The sequence below is a fragment of the [Rhizobium] kunmingense genome (assembly GCF_977018605.1).
In genome coordinates this window covers 3,098,541-3,122,644 of sequence record NZ_CDRNXG010000001.1, presented here as the reverse complement: position 1 = coordinate 3,122,644, position 24,104 = coordinate 3,098,541, and the positions used below count along the sequence as shown (strand labels likewise).

Here is a 24,104-nt window from a genome sequence, read left to right as displayed (position 1 = left end):
AATGAAAAATTAACCAAGGAATTCTTAACCTTTGCATCCTGCGTCGGATCACGTCTGTCTTCTTGCCGAAATGGAGATGTGAACGGCGAATTTCTTTCCATCCTTCACGCGATCGGATAGATGGCGTGACACTGAAGAAGAGTTTGCGCGCGACGCGAACGAAGGTCACGGGGACTACATTGCAGCATATCTACAAGAAGACATCCTTGGCCGTCGCGCTGGTGTCGGGCATTTCCGTTTTTGCCGGTGCGACCGCGCCGGCGCACGCCATCACGCTGATGGATATCCTGCGCGGCGGGCCCGGCAAGCGCGACGGTAGTGCGCAGGCAGGACAGCGCGGTCAGGAGGCGGCGCCGAGCGAACGGGCTCTGGCCGACCCCGAGCCGCTGCCAAAGGTTTCCGGTCCCCGCTACTATACCTACAAGACCGACGGCCAGCGCCTTGTGAAAACCGGCGCATTTGCCGCAGCCACAGCGGCGGGCGCCTATGCAACCCTTGCCGAGGCCAAGCTGTCCGCGCCCTCGGATATCGCCTCCGCGCTGGAAGCGTATTACGCCACTGCGGCGCAGCCGCTCTGGGTGTCGCAGGACGATGTCAACGACAAGGCGCGCGCCGTGATGGCGCTGTTGCAGCGGGCAGGCGAATTCGGCCTCGATCCGGCCGACTATGCCGTCGATGTGCCGGCGCTGACGACCGCGAGCGTCCAGCCTGCCACACCGGCCGCGACGCCAAATATCGATGCCGCCGCCGATGCTGCTTCTGTCGCATCCTCTGCAATGCCGGCAGAGGGCGCCGTTGCTGCCGAGCCTGCGCCGACCGCGGTCGGTTCGGCTGAAACCGCCGCATCCGCTGCCGAACCGGTAGTCCCGGCTGATGCCGCCCCTGCGACCGGTGTTGCAACGGAGGCGCAAGCCCCGGTATCGCCGGCCGTGGCCGAGGCGCCTGAGGCAGAACCCACAAGTGCGGCCACCGTCGCCGAGCCTGCGGCTGCACAGCCTGTCACCGTTGCGCCCGTTTCCGTCGAGCACCAGCGCGAAATGATGCAGTTCGAACTGGCGCTGTCGGCAAAGGCGCTTCTGTTCGCGCAGGACATGGTGCGCGGCCGTATCGACCCGAACCGGATTTCCGGCTTCCACGACCTCAAGCGCCATACCGTTGCGCTGGCACCGGTGCTTGCCGCTATGGCCTCGGCGCCGGACGCTGCCGCCCATCTGGAAGGCATGGCGCCGAAAGGCTCGAATTTCCTTGCCCTCAAGGCAGAGCTTGCCAAGCTGAAGGTTGAGGCAGCGGATGCAGGCGACACGATCGTGCTGCCGGAAAAGCTGCTGCTGAAGCCCGGCAACAGCAGCCCGGATCTGCCGAATGTCGTCGCGTTGATCGGCAAACGCGGCTCCGAGACGCTAAAGGCCGAGCATGCCGCGACCCTTGCCGGCTACCAGCAGACGCCTGAATACACGCCGGAGCTTGTAGAACTGGTGAAGTCGTTCCAGAGCGAAGCGGGGCTGAAGGCCGACGGCGTGATCGGTGCTGCGACGCTGCGCAAGATGACGGGCCACACGGTTCAGGACAAGATCGAGAAGGTCGTGGTCGCCATGGAGCAGGCGCGCTGGCTGCCTGACGAACTCGGCCAGCGCTACGTCTTCATCAATCAGCCGGCCTTCCGAGTCTACTACCACGAACAGGGCGTCGAGCAGTTCTCTATGCGCACGGTCGTCGGCTCCAAGGCGCACCAGACCTTCTTCTTCAACGACAAAATCCAGACGGTCGAGTTCAACCCCTACTGGGGCGTTCCGCAGTCGATCATCGTCAATGAAATGCTGCCGCATCTGCGTCAGGACCCGAGCTATCTCGACCGGATGGGCTATGAAGTGGCCGTCAATGGCCGCGCCGTGCCGTCTTCCAGCGTCAACTGGTACGGTTCGACCCAGAGTATTTCTGTGCGCCAGCCGCCGTCCAGCGACAATGCGCTCGGCGATCTGAAGATCCTTTTCCCGAACGCGCATGCGATCTACATGCATGACACGCCGTCGAAGAGCTTCTTCCAGCGGGACATGCGGGCGCTGAGCCACGGTTGCGTACGTCTGGCCGAGCCGCGCAAGATGGCGGCCGCCGTTCTCGGCACGACGGAAGCCGATGTCGATGCGCGTATCGCCGCCGGCAAGAATGTCGCCGCCAAGGTGACGGCCGATATTCCGGTCTATGTTTCCTATTTCACCGCCTGGCCCAACAAGGACGGTGCGGTCGAATATTTCGACGACGTCTATGACCGTGATACGGCCGTCGAAAAGGCGTTCGATGCAACGACAAAGGCGCGCATCTGATCGCCGGACCGGCGACATTTGAACAAGTCGACGTGCAGGAATTGAAAAAGGCGGCTCTCGGGCCGTCTTTTGTCGTCCAGGCTGTTCAGGCCCAGGTGCCGTACCGTCAGGCCGTGGCTGTCTCTGCGAGGATCGTCTCCACCATCTCGACCGTCAGCGCGTCGTAATGGCTGATGACGCGAGTGGGGGCCAGGCTTTCGACTGGTACGTCGGAATAACCGAAGGTGACGGCGATCGACGGGATGCCGGCATTCTGGGCGGCGCGGATATCATTGACGCTGTCGCCGATCATGATCGTCCGGCCTGCGTCACCGCCGGCTTTTTCGATCGTGCCGAGGATATGCCCGGCATCGGGCTTGCGCACGGCAAACGTGTCACCGCCGGTGATCGCGACGAAGCGCGGTGCCAGCCCGAGCGTGTCGAGAAGCGGTAGCGCCAGTTCCTCCAGCTTGTTGGTGCAGACGGCAAGCCGCATTCCGGCCTGTTCCAGCCGGTCCAGCGCCTCGATGATGCCGGGATAGGTTTTGCTGTCTCCGGGCATGTGGCTTTTGTAATGGGCGAGGAAGCGCTGCAGCAGCGGTTCCAGTTCTGACTCGTCGAGTGGTCTGCCACGCAGGTCGAAGGCCCGCTTGATCATCACCCGCGCGCCTTGGCCGACGAGATGGGTCAGGTCGTCGAAGCTGACGGGGTCGAGGCCGGCGGCCGCGATCGTGTGGTTCAGGCTGTCGATCAGGTCGGGGCCGGTGTCGATCAGGGTTCCGTCGAGATCGAAGATGACGAGGGGAGAATTCACGAACATACCTCACTGCTGCTCACATGACGGGTTCCGGTTAAGCATGCCTCGAGCAGCTTGGAAAGGCTTGGCGGCGGCTGTGGTGGAGTGTGTGAGACATTCCTGATCCAGTGAGAAACAGGAGCGGGGGTCTTCCGCTCCCCGGATGAGGCGTGTAAACAGCGGATCGGCTAGAACAGCGGGGAGCATGCGGCGCATGGACGCCAGGGAAATGAAGATCAAGGCTGCGGCGGACGCGCTGACTTATGTCGAGGACGGCATGAGGCTCGGCATCGGTACCGGGTCGACGGCGGAGGAATTCGTCCGGCTTCTGGCCGAGAAGGTGCATGGCGGCCTGCGTGTCGAGGGCGTTCCGACATCCGAGCGCACGGCGCGGCTCTGCCTCGAACTCGGCATCACGCTGAAGTCCCTCGATGAACTGCCCGAACTCGACCTGACGATCGACGGCGCCGATGAACTCGATGCCGACCTCACGCTCGTCAAGGGCGGCGGCGGCGCGCTTCTGCGCGAAAAGATCGTCGCGGCCGCTTCGTCGCGCATGATCGTCATTGCCGACGAAAGCAAGGTCGTCGATATGCTCGGCGCATTTCCGCTGCCGATCGAGATCAATCCCTTCGGCGAGGTCGCCACCCGCGTCGCGGTCGAAAAGGCTGCGTCGAGGCTCGGGCTTTCGGGTGGTCTTGCGCTGCGCAAATCGGGCGATGATCTGTTCACCACGGACGGTGGACACTATATTCTCGACGCATCTTTTGGCCGTATTCCTGATGCAGAGGCACTTTCGAGAGAACTGCATGCCATCCCAGGCGTGGTCGAACACGGACTTTTCATTCATATGGCGTCGCTTGCGATCATTGCCGGACCGGCAGGAGCGCGGACGCTTCAGGCGAAATAGAAGTAGGAGCACTTACTCATGATCAAATCCGCGGTTTTCGGCCGTGCCATCGCGCTATCCGTTCTTCTGTCGGGTTCGGTGGCCATGCAGGCGCAGGCGCAGGACATTCCTGAGGCGCATCTTGCCGCCGCACGCGAGGCGATCAGCGCGCTCAGCGTCACCGATCGCTACGACAACATTCTTCCGGCACTGGCCGAGCGTCTGAAGGCGCAGTTCATCCAGTCCTCGCCGAACTTCCAGGACCAGATCTCGGCGGCTGTCGATGAAGAGGCACTGGCGCTGGCACCGCGTCGTGCCGATCTCGAGCGCGAAGCGGCGACCATTTATGCCAAGAGCTTCTCGGCTGACGAGCTGAAGGCGATTGCCACCTTCTTCAACACCGAAGCCGGCAAGAAGCTGATGACGAGCACGCCGCTCGTCGCCCGCGAACTCGGCCGTGCTGCCGAAATCTGGAGCAACGGCGTGTCCCGCGACCTGTCTGCCCAGTCGACGGCCAAGCTGCGCACCGTCATCGATGCCAATCCGGGCGAGATGCCGGCTGCCGATCCGGCACCCGCGCCGGCCGCTCCGGCACAGTAAGCTTAGCCCACACAGATTATCGAAAGCCCGGAGAGATCCGGGCTTTTTATTGCGCTGCAATATGCCTATATGCGGCATCCGTTCCGCATGCCGAAGGAGATGACGATGGCCGCCTATGACTATGACCTGTTTGTAATCGGTGGAGGCTCAGGTGGCGTGCGCGCCGGCCGTGTCGCAGCCAGTCTCGGCAAGAAGGTCGGCATTGCGGAAGAATATCGTTTTGGCGGGACCTGCGTCATTCGCGGTTGCGTTCCGAAGAAACTGTTCGTCTACGCGTCGCAGTTTCACGAGCATTTCGAAGATGCGGCCGGCTTCGGTTGGACGGTCGGCGAAAGCACGTTCGACTGGAAGAAGCTGATCGCCGCCAAGGACAAGGAGATCGAGCGTCTCGAAGCCATCTACCGTCGCGGCCTGGAAAACAACAAGGCGGACGTCTTCGACAGCCGCGCCGAACTCGTCGATGCCCATACCGTTCGCCTGACCAAGACCGGCCAAACCGTCACGGCCGAGCGCATCGTGATTGCCACCGGCGGCGTCGCCAACCCGCATGCCTCGCTGCCCGGCCACGAGTTGTGCATCACCTCCAACGAGGCCTTCCATCTGGAAACGCTGCCGAAGTCGATCCTGATCGCCGGCGGCGGTTATATTGCGGTCGAATTCGCCAACATCTTCCACGGCCTCGGCGTCGAGACGACGCTGATCTATCGCGGCAGGGAAATCCTGTCGCGTTTCGACCACGACATGCGTCAGGGCCTGCATAAGGCAATGGTCGACAAGGGCATCCGGATCATTCTCACCGACGTCATCGAAGACGTTGCCAAGGCGCCGGAAGGCGGCTTGACCGCACGCACCAAAGGTGGCGAGAAGTTCAACGTCGACACCGTCATGCTGGCGCTTGGTCGCGATCCCTACACGAAGGGTCTCGGCCTCGAGGCCGCAGGCGTGAAGATGGACGAGCGCGGCGCCATCATCGTAGACAAGTTCTCCCGCACCAATGTCGAGAACATCTACGCGCTGGGCGATGTCACCGACCGGGTGCAGCTGACGCCGGTGGCGATCCACGAGGCCATGTGCTTCATCGACACAGTGTATCGCGACAAGCCGACTTCGCCGGATTACGACCTCATCCCGACCGCCGTCTTCTCGCAGCCGGAAATCGGCACGGTCGGCCTGTCGGAAGAAGACGCCGCCAAGCGTTACGAAGAGCTGGAAGTCTATCGTGCCGAGTTCCGGCCGATGAAGGCGACGCTATCGGGCCGCGCCGAGCGGATGATCATGAAGCTGATCGTCGATGCCGCAAGCCGCAAGGTCGTCGGTGCCCATATCCTCGGCCACGAGGCCGGCGAGATGGCGCAGATCATCGGCATCTGCCTCAAGGCCGGCGCGACGAAGGACGACTTCGACCGCACCATGGCGCTGCATCCTTCCGCCGCGGAAGAGCTGGTGACCATGTATAGCCCGTCCTACCGGGTGAAGAACGGCGAGCGCGTCTGAAGAACGCCCAAGTGCCGCGGATCAGCTGGTGATCCGCGGCATGGCGACGATCTTGCGGAACAGGGTCTTCATCGCGTCCTCGATGCCTTGTTCCAATGTCACCTCGAAGAAATAGCCGGGACTGGCGCATTCGCGCATCTTGTCGTCGATATTGCCATCGAAGGGTTTGACCCAGGATTTCCAGAAATCATTGTCTTTCAAAGGCAGATAGGTTGTGTAGAGAACCGCGACCCGTATGTTGCTGTCCTTGAGCGCCTGGCATGCGCGCGGGTCGATAGGCTCGATGCAGCGCCCGCCGCTTGTCTGCCGTGTGCACTTGTTTGGCTTGTAGCTGTCTCCTACGCCATCGGCGACCATGAAAACGATCTTCTGTCGGTCGGTGCGGCTCGTGCCATAGCCTGGAACACCGAACGTGCTGGTCTTCGTCAGGATTTCGTCTTTTACCCCCTTGAGGGCGTCATCGAAGCTCGTTTGCTGGTCGTTGTTGTAGTTCTGATAGGGAATGCTCATCAGCTTGATCTTGTCGGTGGCATTGCCGACCGTGGTCAGGCTTTCGTTCAGTTCCGCGACCTTAAAGAGTTTGGCGTCCTGCGCCTTCTCGCCGAATGTATATGCGGCCATCCGGAACTGGCCGGACATGGTCTGGGTCGTTTTCGCCGTCGCCATCAGCGACTTGACGGCTGCCGCCACCACGTCGATGCGGATGGGAATGCCTTCCGATTGCGCCAGTCGATAATAGCTGTAACGGTCTTCGACGCCGCTTTCGGAGACGATATGGCACGCGAAGGCGCAATTGGCATCTTTACCCTTTTCGTTGCCGGGTTTCTGATAGCCGTAACGCGTCGCATGCTTCATGTCGTCGATCGCATCCATGGTTGCGGCGACGCCCATGGAAGGGGTGTTGTCGAGCAGCATGTAAAAATCCATGAAGGACGGTGTCTGGTAGGTCGCCGTTGCGGTGTTGGAAACTGTAATGTCTTTCTTGCCGAGAACCTGCATGAAGGTCGTCGGAAGTGTGCCGCTGTAACTGACCCATGAGGTTATGACATTGTCCGACTTGACGAGCTGGATGTCGACGTCGACGGGAATGTCGATGATGTTGGTCGATAGCTGACCGAAGAACAGCTTGCGCGCCTCGCTCGTATCAAGCGCCACTGTTGCGTTTCCCGGCGCCGCCATGGCCTGCGCAACCGCTGCCGATTTTTCCGCGATCGCGCCAACTGCCGCGGCATCGGCGGCGGCTGCCAGCTGCGCGCGAAGATCGAGCGCGCGACCGAAGTCGATAGCAAGCCCGGCCACCCCTACCAGTGGCACCATAATCAGAGCAGTCAATATCCCGAAATTGCCGCCATCGTGGCGCAAGAAATCCCCGAACCCACGCATTGCAGCCCCCCAAAGCCGTCAATGTTTCAGATGTGGCCTATAATAATATATGATTGTGAATCGCATTTTAACGCGGTTCGAGGCAGCTCATTTCCTGGTTAATGACCGATATTAAAGTGCGCCAATCGGCAACGCACCGTTCACGACGGAAGGGGCCTCAAGGCGGCTGGTCAAAGGCAATGTTAGGGGGTATAAGCCGCCCCTATTTCGAAGAGGAAACGTCCGGGCTCGGTGGTCCGGATGCACAGGTGAGACAAATGGCACAGAATTGGACCCCGAACAGCTGGCGCAACAAGCCGATCCAGCAGGTTCCGGCATATCCCGATCAGGCCGCTCTGGCGGCGACAGAAGCCCAGTTGGCGACCTTTCCGCCGCTCGTCTTCGCCGGCGAGGCTCGCCGTCTGAAGTCGCAGCTTGCGAAGGTTGCGGAAGGCGATGCCTTCCTGCTGCAGGGTGGCGATTGCGCGGAAAGCTTTGCTGAACATGGCGCGGACAATATCCGCGACTTCTTCCGCTCGTTCCTGCAGATGGCCGTCGTTCTGACCTATGGCGCGCAGTTGCCCGTCGTTAAGGTCGGTCGTATTGCCGGCCAGTTCGCCAAGCCGCGCTCCTCGAATTTCGAGAAGCAGGGCGATATCGAGCTGCCGTCCTACCGCGGTGACATCATCAACGGCATCGACTTCACGCCGGAAAGCCGTATTCCCGCACCGGAGCGCCAGCTCGACGCCTACCGTCAGTCGGCAGCAACGCTGAACCTCTTGCGCGCGTTCGCGATGGGTGGCTATGCCAACCTCGAAAACGTCCACAAGTGGATGCTCGGCTTCGTCAAGGATAGCCCGCAGGGCGAGCGCTACAAGAAGCTGGCGGATCGCATCAGCGAGACGATGGACTTCATGCGCGCGATCGGCATCTCGGCCGACAACCAGCCGAGCCTGCGCGAGACCGATTTCTTCACCAGCCACGAGGCGCTGCTTCTGGGCTATGAGGAAGCGTTCACGCGCGTCGATTCCACTTCGGGCGACTGGTACGCGACCTCCGGCCACATGCTGTGGATCGGCGACCGCACCCGCCAGCTTGACCATGCGCATGTGGAATATTTCCGCGGCATCAAGAACCCGATCGGCCTGAAGTGCGGCCCGTCGCTGACACCCGACAACCTGATCGAGCTGATCGACGCGTTGAACCCGGCAAACGAAGCCGGCCGTCTGACGCTAATCTGCCGTTTCGGTCATGACAAGGTTGCTGAAAACCTGCCCAAGCTGGTCCGCGCGGTCGAGCGGGAAGGCAAGAAGGTGGTTTGGTCCTGCGATCCGATGCATGGCAACACGATCACGCTCAACAACTACAAGACCCGCCCGTTCGAGCGGATCCTGTCGGAAGTCGAAAGCTTCTTCCAGATCCATCGCGCCGAAGGCACGCATCCGGGCGGCATCCATGTCGAGATGACCGGCAAGGATGTGACCGAGTGCACCGGTGGTGCGCGCGCCGTCACCGGTGCCGACCTGCAGGATCGCTACCATACACATTGCGACCCGCGCCTCAATGCCGACCAGGCACTGGAACTGGCCTTCCTCCTGGCCGAGCGCATGAAGAGCGGCCGCGATGAAAAGCGGATGGTCGTCAACGGCTAAGGGCCGGGACACCGCAGAGCAAGAACAAACAAGGCCGGCGATTTCGCCGGCCTTGTCGTTTCCCGTCCATGCGCTGAACAATTACTGGACGAGAACCGAATTGTGGCAGGTGGCGCCGCCGACGCGGATATCGGCTTCGCCGATCTTCACCCCGAGTGTGGAGAGCAGGGCGTAAAGTACGTTATCGAGCGGAGCGGTAACGAGGCGCAGCGTGTCGGCCAGTCCGCCGAGCAGCGCCTGCGGGATGGCGACCCGAATGCCGAGAAGCTCGACTTCCAGCGTCAGGTCGCGGATCAGCGAATCCATCAGCGTTTCGACCGTGTTGCGGGTGGATACCTGCTTCACCTTCTGCGTCTGGATGTCCGAAGGTGAGAAACTGACCTGGCTCAGGTTCATGTTCGTGGCATTGGTATAGGCAAGCGCCGTCAGATTGAGGGCAGGCGTCGCCACCATTTTGGTCTTCGTCACGCGCGGGTCTTTGCCGAAGTTGGCGAAAGCCGACTTGTCGACATCGCCGAGCGACAGCTCGAGTACGCCGGGGGCTGCCTCGACGCCGACCGTCGCACCTGAAGAGCCCGTCGTGCAGGTGATCGAGGCCATGCGGGCCTCGGCATGGGCGATCTCCAGATAGAGCGGAACCTTGACCTTGATCCCGAGCAGGCCGGTGATGCCGTCGACCGTGGCGGTCAATGCCACGCGGGTCTGGGCGGTGCGCACGATCGCGCCTGTCTTGCCGATACCCATCGCCTTCGCGCCGACCGGCGGTTCGCCGATCGCCAGTGACGCGGTGATGGACGCAAGGCCGGGTATCGTCGCACCGAGATCCAGGTCGATCTGGTTCTTGCCGTTGGCGGTGGTGGCGACCGCGTTGATCAGGCCGAGAATGTCGGTCTGCACGGCGAGGCCGTTGCTTTGGCCTATCAGCCGTGAGCCGAGCGGGCCGATGTCGAGTACGTTGCTGAGCTTGACGGTGACCTTGCTTTTTTCGAGCGTCTTTTCCAGGCCCTTGACGATGGATTGCACGGCGGGCGTCACGCCTGTGGTCTGGCCGATCGCATTCAGCAGTGCGCCATAGGTGATGTTGGTGTCCAGCAGGTCACTATAGGTGCCGGCCGTCAGGTTGAGCTTGATCGACAGCTTTTCCAGTACTTTCAGCAGATCGACATTGGCATTGAGCAGCGACTGGTAGTCCATCACCGACAGTGAGATATTGGTGCCGAGCAACTGGCTGAGCAGCGCATTCAGGATGCCGTTGTTGAGACTGGCGAGGCGTGAGCCGACGGAGAAGGATGCCATCCGGTCGATCGCCGCCGTGCCGCTGGCATTCAGCGTCGGCGGTTTGGTGATGCTGGCTCCGAAATAGAGCCCACCGCGCTGGTAAAGCGTCACCCGCACCGCATCATAGGGCGCCACGCCGCCCTGGAAGCGAGAGGCGACTGGGATGGTGCTGTCGGACTTGTAGTTGCCGTTGGTGACGACGGCATAGGCCTCGAACCGGTCGAAGACGGTCGCTGCATCGAAGGTGACCGGCTGGCCCTTGTTGAGAAGCTGGCCGTTCTTCAGGACGGCGATGTTCTTGCCGTTGAGGTTCATGAAGTCGAGCACGCCGGCTTCCGGATTGCTCGGCGTGGCGGCAGCCGAGATGGCCGAGAGGTCGGCTGTCGTCTGCAACTGGCGCTGCTGCAGCGTCAGCGAGCCGTAGTCGACGCCGAGCGCAAGCGTGCTGATGATGAGCGGTAGGCAGATCGCTGCGGTGATCGCGACATTGCCGGACTTTTCGGAGAACCAGTGGCGCGCCGACATTCAGATGCCTCCCACGCGCACGGTCGAGAAGCGGCGGATCTGGCTGCTCGGCATGGCGTAGCTGAAGAGGTTGAAGATCGGCAGGTTGCTCGCATCATAGCTCAAGGCGACGGTGAACTGGTTGGGGTTGCTCGGGTCGGACTGCACTTGCAAGGTCAGTCGGGACTTGTCGAGCAGGGCATGCTCCATGGTCGACTTGTTGACGAAGTCGGTGACGAGGCTCTGTCGTTCCGTCTCGTTCATGCCGGCAACGGCCGTCCTTGCCGCATCGGCCGCAATCTGCTGGACGGAACTCGCGGCGGAGAAGTATATTCCGTAAGCGATCATGCTGAGCAGGGTCATGAAGAAGAGCGGCGCGACAATCGCGAACTCTACCGCGGCCGCTCCGGATGTATTGGCAAGATAGCGACGGATGGACATGGATTCCTCCAGGGCATTTTCTTTTGCCGGATCATGCGCGCCATCTATTAAGGACTCTCTAAAATAGATATTACGAATATATATGGATGAAACTGCACTACGAGCGCAGTAGAGTTGCGGGCGGCGGGCGACCGATGACGTGCGGGTGAAATTTGCATCTGTGACCGTTGCAGCGCGGGCCGGCTCGCTTTAAATCTGCGACATGACCCAGAATGATCTCAGTGCCTTGCGCATCGCCATAGCCCAGCTGAACCCGACTGTCGGTGACGTCGCCGGCAACCTTGCCATGGCGCGCGCGGCACGCAACGAAGCGGCCCGCGAAGGGGCTGATCTGCTGATGCTGACCGAGCTGTTTCTTTCGGGCTATCCGCCGGAAGACCTCGTGTTGAAACCGGCATTCCTCAAGGCCTGCCTCAAGGCGGTCGAGGAGTTGGCGGCGGACACCGCCGATGGCGGTCCCGGCGTGATCATCGGCTTTCCGCGACAGGGCGAGGCCGGTCGGCACAATTCCGTGGCGCTTCTCGATGCGGGCCGCATCATCGCCATTCGCGACAAGGTCGACTTGCCCAACTACGGCGAGTTCGACGAAAAGCGCGTGTTTACGGAAGGCTCGATCTCCGGTCCCTACAATTTCCGCGGCGTGCGCATCGGCATCCCGATTTGCGAGGAGATCTGGAACGATCTGGGCGTCTGCGAGGCGCTGGCGGAAAGTGGCGCGGAGATCCTGCTCGTACCGAACGGATCGCCCTATTATCGCGGCAAGCTCGATATCCGCTATCAGGTGGCGCTTCGTCAGGTGATCGAGACGGGACTGCCGCTTGCCTTCGCCAACCAGCTCGGCGGCCAGGACGAACTCGTTTTCGACGGCGCGAGCTTTGCCTTCAATGCCGACAAGACGATCGCCTTCCAGCTGCCGCAATTCGAGCCGGCCATCGTCGTCACCGACTGGCGACGCGAGGCGGATGGCTGGCGCTGCCTGCCTGGGCCGATGGCGCAGATCCCCGAAAAGGAGGCGGCCGACTACCTCGCCTGCATGTTGGGCTTTCGCGATTACGTCAACAAGAACGGCTTCAAGTCGGTCGTTCTCGGCCTTTCCGGCGGCATCGATTCGGCCGTCTGCGCGGCGATCGCCGTGGATGCGCTCGGCGATGAGAGGGTGCGCACCGTCATGCTGCCCTATCGCTACACGTCGGAAGCCTCTTTTCAGGATGCTGCCGACTGCGCCAGGGCGCTCGGTTGCCGCTATGACATCGTGCCGATTGCCGATCCGGTCGAGGGATTTCTCGCGTCGCTCTCGGAGATGTTCGAGGGAACCGAAGAAGGCATTACCGAAGAGAACCTGCAGAGCCGTACGCGCGGCACGATCCTGATGGCGATCTCCAACAAGTTCGGCTCGATGGTGGTGACGACCGGCAACAAGTCGGAAATGTCTGTCGGCTATGCAACGCTCTATGGCGACATGAACGGCGGTTTCAACCCGATCAAGGACCTCTACAAGATGCAGGTCTATGCGCTGGCAGAGTGGCGTAATGCGCATGTCCCGGCGGGCGCGCTCGGGCCTGCGGGGGAGGTGATCCCGGTCAACATCATCTCCAAGGCACCGTCCGCCGAACTGCGTCCCGACCAGACGGACCAGGATTCGCTGCCGCCATATCCGGTGCTCGACGATATCCTCGAATGCCTCGTCGAGCTGGAGATGGGCACGGAGGAGATTGTTGCGCGCGGCCATGACGCAGTGACCGTGCACCGCATCGAGCACCTGCTTTATCTCGCCGAATACAAGCGCCGCCAGTCGGCGCCGGGCGTCAAGATCACCAAGAAGAATTTTGGTCGCGACCGCCGCTACCCGATCACCAACCGGTTCAGGGATCGCTGAGGGAGGCAGGAATGCCGCTGCGCAGCTCGATCGAGATCTTCGATATCCGGACGCGCGAAAACCGCGTCGTATGGCAGACGGACGCTCTGTTCGAAGCGCCGAACTGGTCGCCCGATGGACGCTACCTGATGCTCAACGCCGATGGCCTGGTCTACAGGCTGTCCCCGGACGGTGATGCGCCGACGCAGCGGGTCGATACGGGCTTTGCTACGCGCTGCAACAATGACCACGGCATTTCGCCGGACGGGTCCCTGATCGCCGTGTCGGACAAGGTGGAGTTCGGCAAGTCGGCGATCTATGTCCTGCCGGTAGAAGGCGGCAAGCCTCGGCTGGTGACGCAGAACCTGCCCTCCTATTGGCATGGCTGGTCGCCGGACGGAAAGAGCTTCACCTATTGCGGCATCCGGGATCAGGTCTTCGATATCTATACGATCGGGATCGATGGGCTTGACGAGACGCGGCTGACCTTTGGCGAGGGCCGCAATGACGGGCCGGATTATTCGCCGGACGGGCAGTGGATCTACTTCAACTCCAGCCGCAGCGGACGCATGCAGATCTGGCGCGTTCCAGCCATGGGCGGGGCGGCCGAGCGGATGACCGACAGCCTTTATGGCGACTGGTTTCCACACCCGTCACCCAAGGGTGACAAGGTGGTTTTCATCTCCTATGACGGCGATGTCTTAGACCACCCGCGCGACCTTGATGTTCGCGTGCGGCTGATGGATATGGATGGCGGCAATGTCGAGACGCTGTTCGATCTGTTCGGCGGGCAGGGCACGATGAACTCGCCCAACTGGGCAGCGGACGGCGATCGGTTCGCCTATGTCCGCTATTTTCCGGCCTGAACGGCTGCTTTTAAGAGCATGTGATGAACAACGACGACAAAAGGTCCGCAAGCGGGCTGGTATCCGCCGAGGCATTTTCGCAGGGCGAGCGCGATGCCGTCTATCGCGCGATCGAGACGCGACGCGACGTGCGCGACCAGTTCCTTTCCCACCCGATCCCCGAGGATGTGCTGCAAAGGCTGCTGGGTGCCGCCCACGCGGCGCCGTCGGTCGGCTTCATGCAGCCGTGGAATTTCACCCTCGTGCGTGACGCGGCGCTGCGTCACGCCGCCTGGGAAGCGTTCTCCAGAGCCAATGCGGAAGCCGTTTCGATGTTTCCGGAAGAGAAGCAGGCTCTCTATGCGAGCCTCAAGCTTGAAGGCATCCGCAAGGCGCCTTTGTCGATCTGCGTCACCTGCGATCCCGATCGGGCGGGGCCGGTGGTTCTGGGACGCACGCACAACCGGCGGATGGACAGCTATTCTACGGTCTGCGCCATCCAGAACCTATGGCTTGCCGCACGCGCCGAAGGGATCGGCGTCGGCTGGGTCAGCATTTTTCACGATGCGGATGTGCGCGACATTCTGGGCATACCCGAGAGCGTCGAGATCGTCGCCTGGCTGTGTCTGGGGTATGTCGACGAACTTTATAGCGAGCCGGAACTGGCCCTGAAGGGGTGGCGCCAGCGATTGCCGCTGGAGGATCTGATCTTCAACGACGGCTGGGGACGTCGTTGATCATTGCAGCGGTTGCGGGCCGCTGACCTTCGGGTTGGCGAGATCGATGTCTTCCGATGGGAAAAATTGAGGACCGACGGTGCGAACCTTCCTGTCGGGATCATAGGGGCGATCGGGCGGGAACTCGATCGGTTCAGGCTTGGCCTGTGCGGGCGTTGCGCTGCCGAAGCGGGTGATGCTTGCGCCCTCGCTGACGGGATTTTCCGGCGAGCGGGCGGAGGCCGCAGTATCCGTCGCATCTTCCGGTAGCGGCAGGGCCAGTCCTCGGATGCGAACCCGCTCATGCTCGTCGAGGTCGTCCTGCGCATCGAGATCCGTCGGCGTGCAGCCGCTTTGCCGGATTGCCGACAGAAGTGCCACGCGTTCCTCGGACGGCTGGAGCAGCGAGCGGGCGCCGTTGCGGGCCTCGCTCATGCGGTCGCGTTCCGCCTCCATCTGCGCCAGCGCATCCTGCATGCCGGTACAGGAGCCGTCACCGTTGCCACCGCCAAGTGACACGATGCTGCCGGACCCGCATCCTTGGCCGCGCATCGCGATGCGCAGCTGGCGGATGTCGGCGTTCAACTGGCTGAGCTGGCGGGCATCGTTCTGGCGGAACGCCGGATTGCCGCCGATGATCTGTGGTGCATTGTTGAGACGGCGGTAGAGGTCGGCGCAGAGCATGGCATCTCTGGCAATCCCTGCATGAGGGAGCGCCAGAAAAGCGATTGCCAGCGATGTCAGCATGCGCGAAGCCCTAAAGCCCATCTCACACCCGTCGCATTGTTTCGTCAGGTCGGTTGCCATCTGCGCCATGCCGGAAGCTTGCCGCAGATGGGACTGGAGGCGTCTTTACCGTGCCTGCAGCACCGCATCCGGCTGCGAGGCCTCGACGACGGCGAGTGCCGCCATGTTGACGACGCCGCGCGAGGTGACGGTCGATGACAGGACATGGGCGGGCTTGGCCGTGCCGAGCAGGATCGGCCCGACATGCAGGGATTCCGTCATCATGCGCACGACGCCGAGCGAAATGTTGGCCGCATCGAGGTTGGGAAAGATCAGCAGATTGGCTTCGCCCTGCAACGGGCTGTCGGGCATGGCGCGCTTGCGCAGTGCTTCATTGAGGGCCGATCCGCCCTGCATCTCGCCATCGACCTGCAGTTCCGGCGCTTGGTCGCGGATGATGGCAAGTGCTGCGCGCATCTTGCGGGCGCTTTCGGAATCGCGGGAGCCGAAATTGGAATGGCACATCAGCGCCGCCTTCGGCTCGATGCCGAAGCGGCGTACTTCGCGGGCGGCGAGAATGGTGATCTCGGCGATCTCTTCGGCCGTCGGATTGTAGTTGACGAACGTGTCGGTGAAGAAGATCGCGCCACGCTGCGAAATCAGCAGGCTGAGGCCGGCGAAGGTCGATGCGCCGTCGCGTTTGCCGATGATCTGGCGAACATCGCGCAGGTGGCGGTCATAGCGTCCCTCGAGACCGCAGATCAGCGCGTCTGCTTCATCGCGCTTGACCGACAGCGCACCGATGACGGTGTTGTTGGTGCGGATGATAGTGCGCGCCGCTTCCGGATTGACGCCCTCGCGGCCGACCAGCGCGAAATAATCCTCGACATAGTCGCGGTATCGCGGATCGTCTTCCGGGTTGACGACGGCGAAATCGACATTCGGGCGAATGCGGATGCCGAAGCGCTTCAGGCGCGCTTCGATGACGGAGGGACGGCCGATGAGGATCGGCTTGGCAATCTCTTCTTCAAGGAGCACCTGGGCGGCGCGCAACACGCGCTCGTCTTCGCCTTCGGCAAAGATGACGCGCTTCTTCTCGGCCACCTTTGCGGCGGTGAAGATCGGCTTCATGACGAAGCCGGAGCGCCAGACAAAGCGGTTCAACTGGTCGAGATAGGCTTCGAAATCCTGGATCGGACGGGCAGCAACGCCGGTTTCGGCGGCAGCACGGGCGACGGCCGGAGCAATGCGCAGGATGAGGCGCGGGTCGAACGGCGAAGGGATGAGGTAATCCGGGCCGAAGACCGGGGTTTCGCCGCTATAGGCCTTGGCCGCGACGTCGGAAACTTCCTCTCGGGCGAGTGCTGCGATCGCCTTGACCGCCGCCATCTTCATCTCTTCGTTGATCGTGCTCGCGCCGCAATCCAGCGCGCCACGGAAGATGTAGGGGAAGCAAAGGACGTTGTTGACCTGGTTGGCGAAATCCGAGCGGCCGGTGCAGATCATCGCGTCCGGGCGTGCCTGACGGGCCAGTTCCGGCATGATTTCCGGCGTCGGGTTGGCAAGCGCCATGATCAGCGGCTTCGGTGCCATGCGGGCCAGAAGTTCGGGCTTCAGCACGCCCGCGGCAGAGAGGCCGAGGAAGACGTCGGCATCATCGATGCTCTCGGCCAGAACGCGCTTGTCGCTGTTCTGCGAGAACACCGATTTCCATTCGTCCATCAGTTCGGTGCGGCCCTCGTAGACCAGACCTTCGATATCGTGGACCCAGATATTTTCCTTCTTCGCGCCGAGCGAAACCAGAAGATTGAGGCAGGCCAGTGCGGCTGCACCGGCGCCCGAGGTAACGATCTTGACGTCGGTGATCGACTTGCCGGCCAGTTCCAGGCCGTTCAGGATCGCGGCGGCAACGATGATCGCGGTGCCGTGCTGGTCGTCGTGGAAGACCGGGATGTTCATCTTCTCGCGCAGCTGGCGCTCGACTTCAAAGCATTCGGGCGCCTTGATGTCTTCCAGGTTGATGCCGCCGAAGGTCGGTTCCAGCGCCGATACGGTGGAAACCATCTCGCCGATGCTGTTGGCGTCGATCTCGATGTCGAAAACGTCGATGCCGGCGAATTTCTTGAAAAGGACCGCCTTGCCTTCCATCACCGGCTTGGAGGCGAGCGGTCCGATATTGCCGAGGCCGAGAACAGCGGTGCCGTTGGAAATGACCGCGACGAGATTGGCGCGGGCCGTGTATTCGGCCGCCATTTCCGGGTTGTCGCGGATCGCAAGACAGGGAGCGGCAACGCCCGGAGAATAAGCGAGCGCGAGATCGCGCTGATTGCCGAGCGGCTTGGTGGCCTGGATTTCCAGCTTGCCGGGACGCGGATACCGGTGGAAGAACAGTGCCTGTTCGTCGAGGTCGGCGCTGCTCGGGAGGGCCGATTTCGGATTTTCTTTCGCGTCCATAATGTCTCCTGCCTTGCTCATTTTCTGCCGGTCACCCGGCGAATATGGGCCTTCTCCTTACAACAATCGTGCCGCTGGAACAGCAGCTATTTTCGTCCCGCAGCGGAAATCGAAGCGCAATGCGCAGACGGCTCAAACCGGCTGCGTGTCATCATCCTGATACACGAGTCTGGTTTTGGAAGGCGCGGGGCAGACTATGAAAGGACGGCTTCCGTGGCAGAGACAGTTGAAGCACGCAAATTCCGCACTCTGTTCATCTCCGACGTGCATCTGGGCTCAAAAGCCGCACGCACGGATCTGCTTCTGGATTTCCTGAAGCATCATGAAGCCGACACCGTGTTCCTGGTCGGTGACATCGTCGACGGATGGCGTCTGAAGCGCTCCTGGTTCTGGCCGCAGGGCTGCAACGACGTGGTGCAGAAACTGCTGCGCAAGGCGCGCAAGGGCAGCCGCATCGTTTATATCCCCGGCAATCACGACGAGTTCCTGCGCGATTTCCCCGGCACCCATTTCGGCGGCATCGAAGTGGCCGACCGCGCCACCTACGAGATGGCCGACGGCAAGAAATATCTGATCCTGCATGGCGACGAGTTCGACGTCGTCGTCCGCAACGCCCGTCTTCTCGCCTATCTCGGCGACTGGGCCTATGACGCGGCGATCGCCATCAACGTCGTGCTGGCCGCGGTGCGTCGCAAGCTTGGCATGCCCTACTGGTCGTTTTCGGCCTGGGCCAAGCTGCAGGTCAAGCATGCGGTCAATTTCATCGGCGAATTCCAGAAGGTGGTGGCCGAGGAAGCGCGCCGCCACAAGGTCGACGGCGTCATCTGCGGCCATATCCATCATGCGGTGATGGAAGACATCGACGGCATTCACTACGTCAATACCGGAGACTGGGTGGAAAGCTGCACGGCAATCGTCGAGCATTTCGACGGAACGCTGGAGCTGATCACCTGGCGCAATATCGCCGCAACCGCTGAGCTTCACGCGCTTCCGGCACCGTCGAAGATCAAGGATATGCAGGCGGCCTGAATGGGAAGGGTCGCGCCCGCTCAGCCCCAGAGGCCGGGTGAGGGTGGGTAGACGAGCGACCCGTCGTAGCGCAGGCCGCCCTCCCTGTCCTTGGCGAGCAGCAGCGGCCCGTCCAGATCGGCATAGTCGGCGTCCTGCGCCAAGAGCACCGCCGGTGCCATGGCGAGCGAGGTGCCGACCATGCAGCCGACCATGACCTGAAAGCCCAGTCGCTGGGCCTCCTGTTTCATCACCATCGCCTCGGTCAGGCCGCCGGTCTTGTCGAGCTTGATGTTGACCGCGTCATAACGATTGCGCAGTGCGGCAAGATCGGCGGTCGAGTGAACGCTCTCGTCGGCGCAGACGGCCACCGGGCGCTCGATCCGCGACAGGATTTCATCCTTGCCCGCCGGCAGTGGCTGCTCGATCATCGCGATGCCGAGTTCACGGGCAACGGACAGGTGGTGGCGGAGATTTTCTTCCGTCCAGCCTTCGTTGGCGTCGATGATGATGCGCGAATCGGGTGCGGCGCTGCGCACCGCGCGCATACGCTCCTCGTCGTCTTCCGTGCCGAGTTTGATCTTGAGGAGCGGTCGATCGCGATTCTTTTGCGCGTCCTTTGCCATGCTTGCCGCATCGGATAGCGATAAAGTGAACGCGGTGACGATCGGCTCCTTGGCGACGATATCGAGAATGGTGGCGACGCTCGATCCGCGCGTCTTGGCATCGAGATCCCAGAATGCACAATCGACGGCATTGCGGGCAGCACCCGGCTTCATTGCGTGCTGCAATTCCGCCCGTGTCATTCCGGCCTCTATCGCCTGCCTTGTCGACAGAATGTCAGCGAAAACACCCTCGACCGTCTCGCCGTAGCGGCGATAGGGCACGCATTCGCCTCGGCCCTTCCGGCCGTTGGTTGAAATTGTGCAGACGATCACCTCCGCCGCCGTCTTCGAGCCGCGCGAGATCGTGAAGCTGCCGGCGATAGGAAAGGCCTCGATTGTTGCTTCAAGGTGACGCGACATGGTTTTAAATGTCCTAATGTGGCAAAAGCGGGCGATGCCGCTATATTGCGGTTTCCCGGTGCGCGATCAATGCATTGCCGGTACAGACCTTTTAAAGTGAGCACCCGCGCCCCGTGAGTCCCAGCCTGGCCAAGATCGACGCAGAAGACCTGCCAAGCGGCGGAAATCGGTATGTTTTAACGGGGGATTGGCGCAATCATTCGATTGCGACCGTGCTCAAGGACCTCGAGCGCCTGGAGAAATCCGGCAGTGCGGGGGCGGTCGAAATCGAGCTTTCGGGAATCACCAGCATCGATACCGCGGGCGCCTGGCTGATTCGCCGATTGATGACGTCGAAGACGGGTGACGGAGGCCAGGCATCGCTTTCCGGCGGCAATGGCGCGATCGAGGAACTGATTGCGGCCCTGCCGGAAAAGACGCCGGCGCCTGAAAAGAACGCCGCAGACAAGCGCAGCCTGTTCGAGAAGATATTCACGCCGCCCGGCAGGCTTGCGGTCGAGATCGGCCGCGACTTCTACGCGGCGATGCATATTCTGGGCTCCGCCGTGCGCGGCGCACAGCTCAAATTCGGCCGCGGCACGGGCGTATCGCCTGCATCCGTCGTCACGCATATCGACCGCATGGGCGTTCGCGCCGTGCCGATCATCGTGCTGATGTCCTTCCTGATCGGTGCGATCATCGCCCAGCAGGGAGCGTTCCAGCTACGCTATTTCGGCGCCGAAATCTTCGTCGTCGACCTCGTCGGCATCCTGCAGTTGCGCGAGATCGGCGTGCTTCTGACCGCCATCATGATCGCCGGCCGCTCCGGAAGCGCGATCACCGCCGAGATCGGCTCGATGAAGATGCGCGAGGAGATCGATGCGCTGACGGTCATCGGTCTCAATCCGGTTGGGGTACTGATTTTCCCGCGGTTGGTAGCGCTCTCGATTGCGTTGCCGCTTCTGACGATCGTTGCCAATTTTGCCGCTCTCTACGGCGCGGCCGTGGTGGCGCTGCTCTATTCGGGCATTACCTTCGACACCTATCTGTCACGCCTGCATGAGGCGATCGACCACACGTCGATTGCGTCCGGCATGATCAAGGCACCATTCATGGCGCTGGCAATCGGGATCGTCGCCGCCGTCGAAGGCATGAAGGTCGGCGGCAGTGCCGAGTCGCTTGGCCAGCATGTGACGGCCTCGGTGGTGAAAGCCATCTTTGCGGTCATTCTCATCGATGCGCTTTTCGCCATCTTCTACTCCGCAATCGATTTCTGATGGGGCAAGCTTGATGGACGATCGGCAGACAATGGAACGGGAGGCACAGAAGGACGATCGCAAGGTCGTTCTCTCCGTGCGCGACCTGACCGTCGGCTTCGGCGAAAAGCTGGTGCTCGACAATCTCAACCTGGATATTTACCGCGGCGAGATCCTCGGATTCGTCGGCGCATCGGGCACCGGCAAATCGGTGCTGATGCGCACGGTGCTGCGCCTTCTGCCGCACCGCTCCGGCTCGATCGAAATTCTCGGTTCCAACTACGAGACGGCAACCGACGAGGAGCGCATCGCGCTCGACACGCGGCTCGGCGTGCTATTCCAGCACGGTGCGCTGTTTTCGGCGCTGACGGTGAAGGAAAACATCCAGCTGCCGATGCGGGAATATCTCGACCTGCCGCAGTCGCTGATGGACGAGCTTGCCTATGTGAAGCTCGAAATGGTCGGCCTGCCGGCAGACGCTGCGGACAAATACCCGTCGGAACTGTCGGGCGGCATGATCAAGCGCGCGGCCCTGGCGCGTGCGTTGGCGCTCGACCCCGATCTCGTTTTCCTCGACGAGCCGACATCCGGCCTCGATCCGATCGGCGCTGCGGATTTCGATGCGCTGATCGCCAAGCTCCGCGATACGCTGGGACTGACCGTCTACATGGTCACCCACGACCTCGACAGCCTGTTTTCGGTCTGTGACCGGATTGCCGTTCTCGGGCAGAAACGGGTATTGGTGGAGGGTACGCTTGAGGATATGTTCGCCTTCGATGATCCGTGGGTTCAATCCTATTTCCGCGGAAAGCGCGCGCGCTCCGTCGTGACCAATGAAAACCAGCAGCCGGCAGACGTGAGAAAGTGAAGTAACCCATGGAAACCAAAGCAAATTACGCCATTGTCGGTTTCTTCACGCTGCTCGTCATGGCGGCCGCCTTCGGCTTCGTCTACTGGATGGCGCAGTCGGGTCGCGGCGGCCCGACCGCCGAGCTTGCGATTCGCATTCCGGGCTCCGCAAACGGCCTGTCCGTCGGCTCCCCGGTGCGCTTCAACGGTATCGCCGTCGGCTCGGTTCGTGGACTGACCATCGATCCGGACGATCCGCGCTACTCGATCGCTTTTACCGAGGTTCGCGCCGACGCGCCGGTTTATCAGACGACCAAGGCGGTTCTGGAAGTGCAGGGGCTGACGGGTGCCGCCTATATCGAGCTTTCAGGCGGTGCCAAGGGCGAGGAAAACATCCTGCAAAAGGCGATGGAGGCCGGTCGTCCGGCTGTGTTGATCGCCGACCAGTCGAGCGTGACCAACCTGCTTGCGACGGCCGACAAGATCCTCGAACGCGCCGACCAGGCGATTGGTGACATTCAGGGATTCGTCGGCGATGCGCGCGGGCCGCTGACCCAGACGATCCGCAATGTCGAGACATTCACCGGCGCGCTCTCCAACAATTCCGACAGTATCGACGAATTCCTCAACAGCCTTTCGAGCCTGTCTGCGACCGTCGATCGTGTCTCGGGCACGCTGAATTCGACGCTTGAGGCCGCCGACCAGCTTGTTCGCGCCATCGATGCCGAACGGGTCAACCAGGTCGTCACCAATGCCGAGCGCGTGTCGCGCAATGTCGCCGACGCCTCGGAGAATTTCGGTCCGCTGGTCGCGACCGTGCGCACCGCGGCCGAGAGCTTCGCCCAGGTCGGCACGGATGCCCAGGGCGTGCTGCGCCGCGCCGATGCGCTGATGGCAGCGGTCGATCCGGCCCAGGTCGGCACGGCGATCCAGAATATCACGGCAGCCTCCGAGGACGCGCGCCAGACGTTGTCCTCGGCGCGCGGCGTGGTCGACGACGTCGCCCACCGCTCGGAAGACATCAACCGCGCGATCACCGACTTCACCGAACTGGCGACCAAGCTCAACAACGCATCGACGCAGGTCAACGGCATTCTCGAAAAGGTCGACGGTCTCGTTTCCAGCGACGAGTCGCAGGGCCTGTTCGCCGAGGCGCGCCAGACGCTGCAGTCCTTCCGCACGGTCGCCGACAACATCAATGCACGCGTCGGGCCGATCGCCGACAACCTGCAGCGTTTCTCTGCCAGCGGGTTGAGGGATATCCAGACGCTGGTCGACGATACGCGTCGCACGGTCAATTCGCTGAACCAGACCATCACCAATTTCGACGAGAATCCGCAGCGGCTCATCTTTGGCGGTGACACCGTCAAGGAATATGACGGCCGGACGCGTCGCTAAGGCTCAAGGCAGGGGTAGAGATTTATGAGTGTATCCAATGTTCGCCGACTGCCCGCCAATGGCCGCGCAATGGCACTGGTTTTGCCGGTCATTGCGGCGCTTGTCAGCGGCTGCGGCACCAAGGCCAACAACGACACGTTCGACCTGTCGTTGACGCCGTCTGGCGACGGTCCTTCGGCGCGCAATCGCCAGATCCTCGTGCCGCAACCGACCGCGGTGAAGATGCTGGACAGCGAGCAGGTCGTGGTGCGCGTTTCGGCGTCGGAAGTGCAGTATCTCGCCAATTCGCGCTGGGGCGATACGCTGCCGCGTCTCGTCCAGTCGAAGCTCGTCGAAGGGTTTGAAAATTCCGGCCGGCTCGGCGGCGTCGGCAAGCCGGGGCAGGGCCTGGCGATCGACTATCAGGTCGTGACCGATATCCGTGCCTTCGAGGTGACGACCGGCGGCAGCCGCGTGGCGACTGTTGAAATCTCGGCAAAGATCCTCAACGACCGCAACGGTTCGGTTCGGGCACAGTCGGTATTCAAGGCGACGTCGCCGGTCTCCGGCGCCGACAACCGGAACTTCATCGAAGCACTCGATCGCGCCTTTGCCAAGGTCGGCGCGGATATCGTCGACTGGTCGTTGCGCTCCATGTGATCGACCGTTTGCCGCGCAGGTCTTGCGCGGCAAACCTT

General features: G+C 62.0%; 20 protein-coding genes. 13 read left to right on the top strand and 7 right to left on the bottom strand.

Going from position 1 to position 24,104, the window contains the following annotated elements; translation table 11 throughout:
• Positions 1-125 precede the first annotated feature (125 nt).
• Positions 126-2,321: a L,D-transpeptidase family protein gene (locus AC0JZ4_RS15060; RefSeq protein ID WP_471887167.1), complete on the top strand. Its 2,196-nt coding sequence runs from the start codon at positions 126-128 to the stop codon at positions 2,319-2,321.
• Positions 2,322-2,427: 106 nt separating this feature from the next.
• Here AC0JZ4_RS15060 and AC0JZ4_RS15055 read toward each other — a convergent pair whose 3' ends face one another.
• Positions 2,428-3,114: an HAD family hydrolase gene (locus AC0JZ4_RS15055; RefSeq protein ID WP_471887166.1), complete on the bottom strand. Its 687-nt coding sequence runs from the start codon at positions 3,112-3,114 to the stop codon at positions 2,428-2,430.
• Between the two features lie 196 nt (positions 3,115-3,310).
• On the opposite strand from AC0JZ4_RS15055, the gene rpiA reads away from it, so the two are divergent.
• The 3 genes from rpiA to gor all read left to right on the top strand — a co-directional run bounded on the left by rpiA (position 3,311) and on the right by gor (position 6,079).
• On the top strand, positions 3,311-4,006 hold the full coding sequence (gene rpiA, locus AC0JZ4_RS15050; protein ID WP_471887165.1) for a ribose-5-phosphate isomerase RpiA: 696 nt from the start codon (positions 3,311-3,313) through the stop codon (positions 4,004-4,006).
• Positions 4,007-4,024: 18 nt separating this feature from the next.
• Positions 4,025-4,585 (top strand): DUF2059 domain-containing protein, encoded by a 561-nt coding sequence (locus AC0JZ4_RS15045; protein ID WP_471887164.1) that lies wholly within the window; start codon positions 4,025-4,027, stop codon positions 4,583-4,585.
• 105 nt (positions 4,586-4,690) lie between these two features.
• A complete protein-coding gene (gene gor, locus AC0JZ4_RS15040) occupies positions 4,691-6,079 on the top strand; it encodes a glutathione-disulfide reductase (RefSeq protein ID WP_471887163.1) in 1,389 nt (462 codons plus the stop codon).
• Between the two features lie 21 nt (positions 6,080-6,100).
• Here the strand turns inward: gor and AC0JZ4_RS15035 are convergent, their stop codons facing one another.
• Positions 6,101-7,462: a TadE/TadG family type IV pilus assembly protein gene (locus tag AC0JZ4_RS15035; RefSeq protein WP_471887162.1), complete on the bottom strand. Its 1,362-nt coding sequence runs from the start codon at positions 7,460-7,462 to the stop codon at positions 6,101-6,103.
• Between the two features lie 257 nt (positions 7,463-7,719).
• On the opposite strand from AC0JZ4_RS15035, the gene AC0JZ4_RS15030 reads away from it, so the two are divergent.
• Positions 7,720-9,093: a class II 3-deoxy-7-phosphoheptulonate synthase gene (locus AC0JZ4_RS15030; protein ID WP_471887161.1), complete on the top strand. Its 1,374-nt coding sequence runs from the start codon at positions 7,720-7,722 to the stop codon at positions 9,091-9,093.
• Positions 9,094-9,174: 81 nt separating this feature from the next.
• Here the strand turns inward: AC0JZ4_RS15030 and AC0JZ4_RS15025 are convergent, their stop codons facing one another.
• The gene (locus AC0JZ4_RS15025; protein WP_471887160.1) at positions 9,175-10,896 is read right to left on the bottom strand and encodes a pilus assembly protein TadG-related protein; all 1,722 of its coding nucleotides are present in this window, start codon (positions 10,894-10,896) and stop codon (positions 9,175-9,177) included.
• Positions 10,897-11,316: a TadE/TadG family type IV pilus assembly protein gene (locus AC0JZ4_RS15020; protein ID WP_471887159.1), complete on the bottom strand. Its 420-nt coding sequence runs from the start codon at positions 11,314-11,316 to the stop codon at positions 10,897-10,899. It abuts the gene before it with no gap.
• Between the two features lie 202 nt (positions 11,317-11,518).
• Between AC0JZ4_RS15020 and AC0JZ4_RS15015 the strand changes: the two genes are divergently transcribed.
• Genes AC0JZ4_RS15015 through bluB form a run of 3 tightly spaced genes read left to right on the top strand, consistent with a single transcriptional unit; the run spans position 11,519 to position 14,753 of the window.
• Positions 11,519-13,192, top strand: a complete 1,674-nt coding sequence (locus AC0JZ4_RS15015; protein WP_471887158.1) for an NAD+ synthase — start codon at positions 11,519-11,521, stop codon at positions 13,190-13,192.
• 17 nt (positions 13,193-13,209) lie between these two features.
• The gene (locus AC0JZ4_RS15010; protein ID WP_471887898.1) at positions 13,210-14,037 is read left to right on the top strand and encodes a TolB family protein; all 828 of its coding nucleotides are present in this window, start codon (positions 13,210-13,212) and stop codon (positions 14,035-14,037) included.
• A gap of 23 nt (positions 14,038-14,060) precedes the next feature.
• Positions 14,061-14,753: a 5,6-dimethylbenzimidazole synthase gene (bluB, locus tag AC0JZ4_RS15005; RefSeq protein ID WP_471887157.1), complete on the top strand. Its 693-nt coding sequence runs from the start codon at positions 14,061-14,063 to the stop codon at positions 14,751-14,753.
• Here the strand turns inward: bluB and AC0JZ4_RS15000 are convergent, their stop codons facing one another.
• Positions 14,754-15,479 carry a hypothetical protein gene (locus tag AC0JZ4_RS15000; RefSeq protein WP_471887156.1) on the bottom strand — a complete coding sequence of 242 codons (726 nt, stop codon included), beginning with the start codon at positions 15,477-15,479 and terminating at the stop codon, positions 14,754-14,756.
• Positions 15,480-15,584: 105 nt separating this feature from the next.
• Positions 15,585-17,912, bottom strand: a complete 2,328-nt coding sequence (locus tag AC0JZ4_RS14995; protein WP_471887155.1) for an NADP-dependent malic enzyme — start codon at positions 17,910-17,912, stop codon at positions 15,585-15,587.
• A 213-nt stretch (positions 17,913-18,125) separates the two neighbouring features.
• On the opposite strand from AC0JZ4_RS14995, the gene AC0JZ4_RS14990 reads away from it, so the two are divergent.
• On the top strand, positions 18,126-18,941 hold the full coding sequence (locus tag AC0JZ4_RS14990; RefSeq protein WP_471887154.1) for a UDP-2,3-diacylglucosamine diphosphatase: 816 nt from the start codon (positions 18,126-18,128) through the stop codon (positions 18,939-18,941).
• A 20-nt stretch (positions 18,942-18,961) separates the two neighbouring features.
• Here AC0JZ4_RS14990 and dgcA read toward each other — a convergent pair whose 3' ends face one another.
• Entirely contained in the window at positions 18,962-19,945 is a 984-nt protein-coding gene (gene dgcA, locus AC0JZ4_RS14985; protein WP_471887153.1) for an N-acetyl-D-Glu racemase DgcA, read from the bottom strand.
• A 113-nt stretch (positions 19,946-20,058) separates the two neighbouring features.
• Here dgcA and AC0JZ4_RS14980 point away from each other — a divergent pair, with 113 nt between their 5' ends.
• The 4 genes from AC0JZ4_RS14980 to AC0JZ4_RS14965 are packed head-to-tail and all read left to right on the top strand — an operon-like array spanning position 20,059 to position 24,066.
• Complete coding sequence (locus tag AC0JZ4_RS14980) at positions 20,059-21,201, top strand: ABC transporter permease (RefSeq protein WP_471887152.1); 1,143 nt, start codon at positions 20,059-20,061, stop codon at positions 21,199-21,201.
• A gap of 13 nt (positions 21,202-21,214) precedes the next feature.
• Positions 21,215-22,048 (top strand): ABC transporter ATP-binding protein, encoded by an 834-nt coding sequence (locus AC0JZ4_RS14975; RefSeq protein WP_471887151.1) that lies wholly within the window; start codon positions 21,215-21,217, stop codon positions 22,046-22,048.
• 8 nt (positions 22,049-22,056) lie between these two features.
• Positions 22,057-23,427, top strand: coding sequence for an MlaD family protein (locus AC0JZ4_RS14970; protein WP_471887150.1), 1,371 nt, complete (start codon positions 22,057-22,059; stop codon positions 23,425-23,427).
• Positions 23,428-23,451: 24 nt separating this feature from the next.
• Positions 23,452-24,066, top strand: coding sequence for an ABC-type transport auxiliary lipoprotein family protein (locus tag AC0JZ4_RS14965; protein WP_471887149.1), 615 nt, complete (start codon positions 23,452-23,454; stop codon positions 24,064-24,066).
• Positions 24,067-24,104 lie beyond the last annotated feature (38 nt).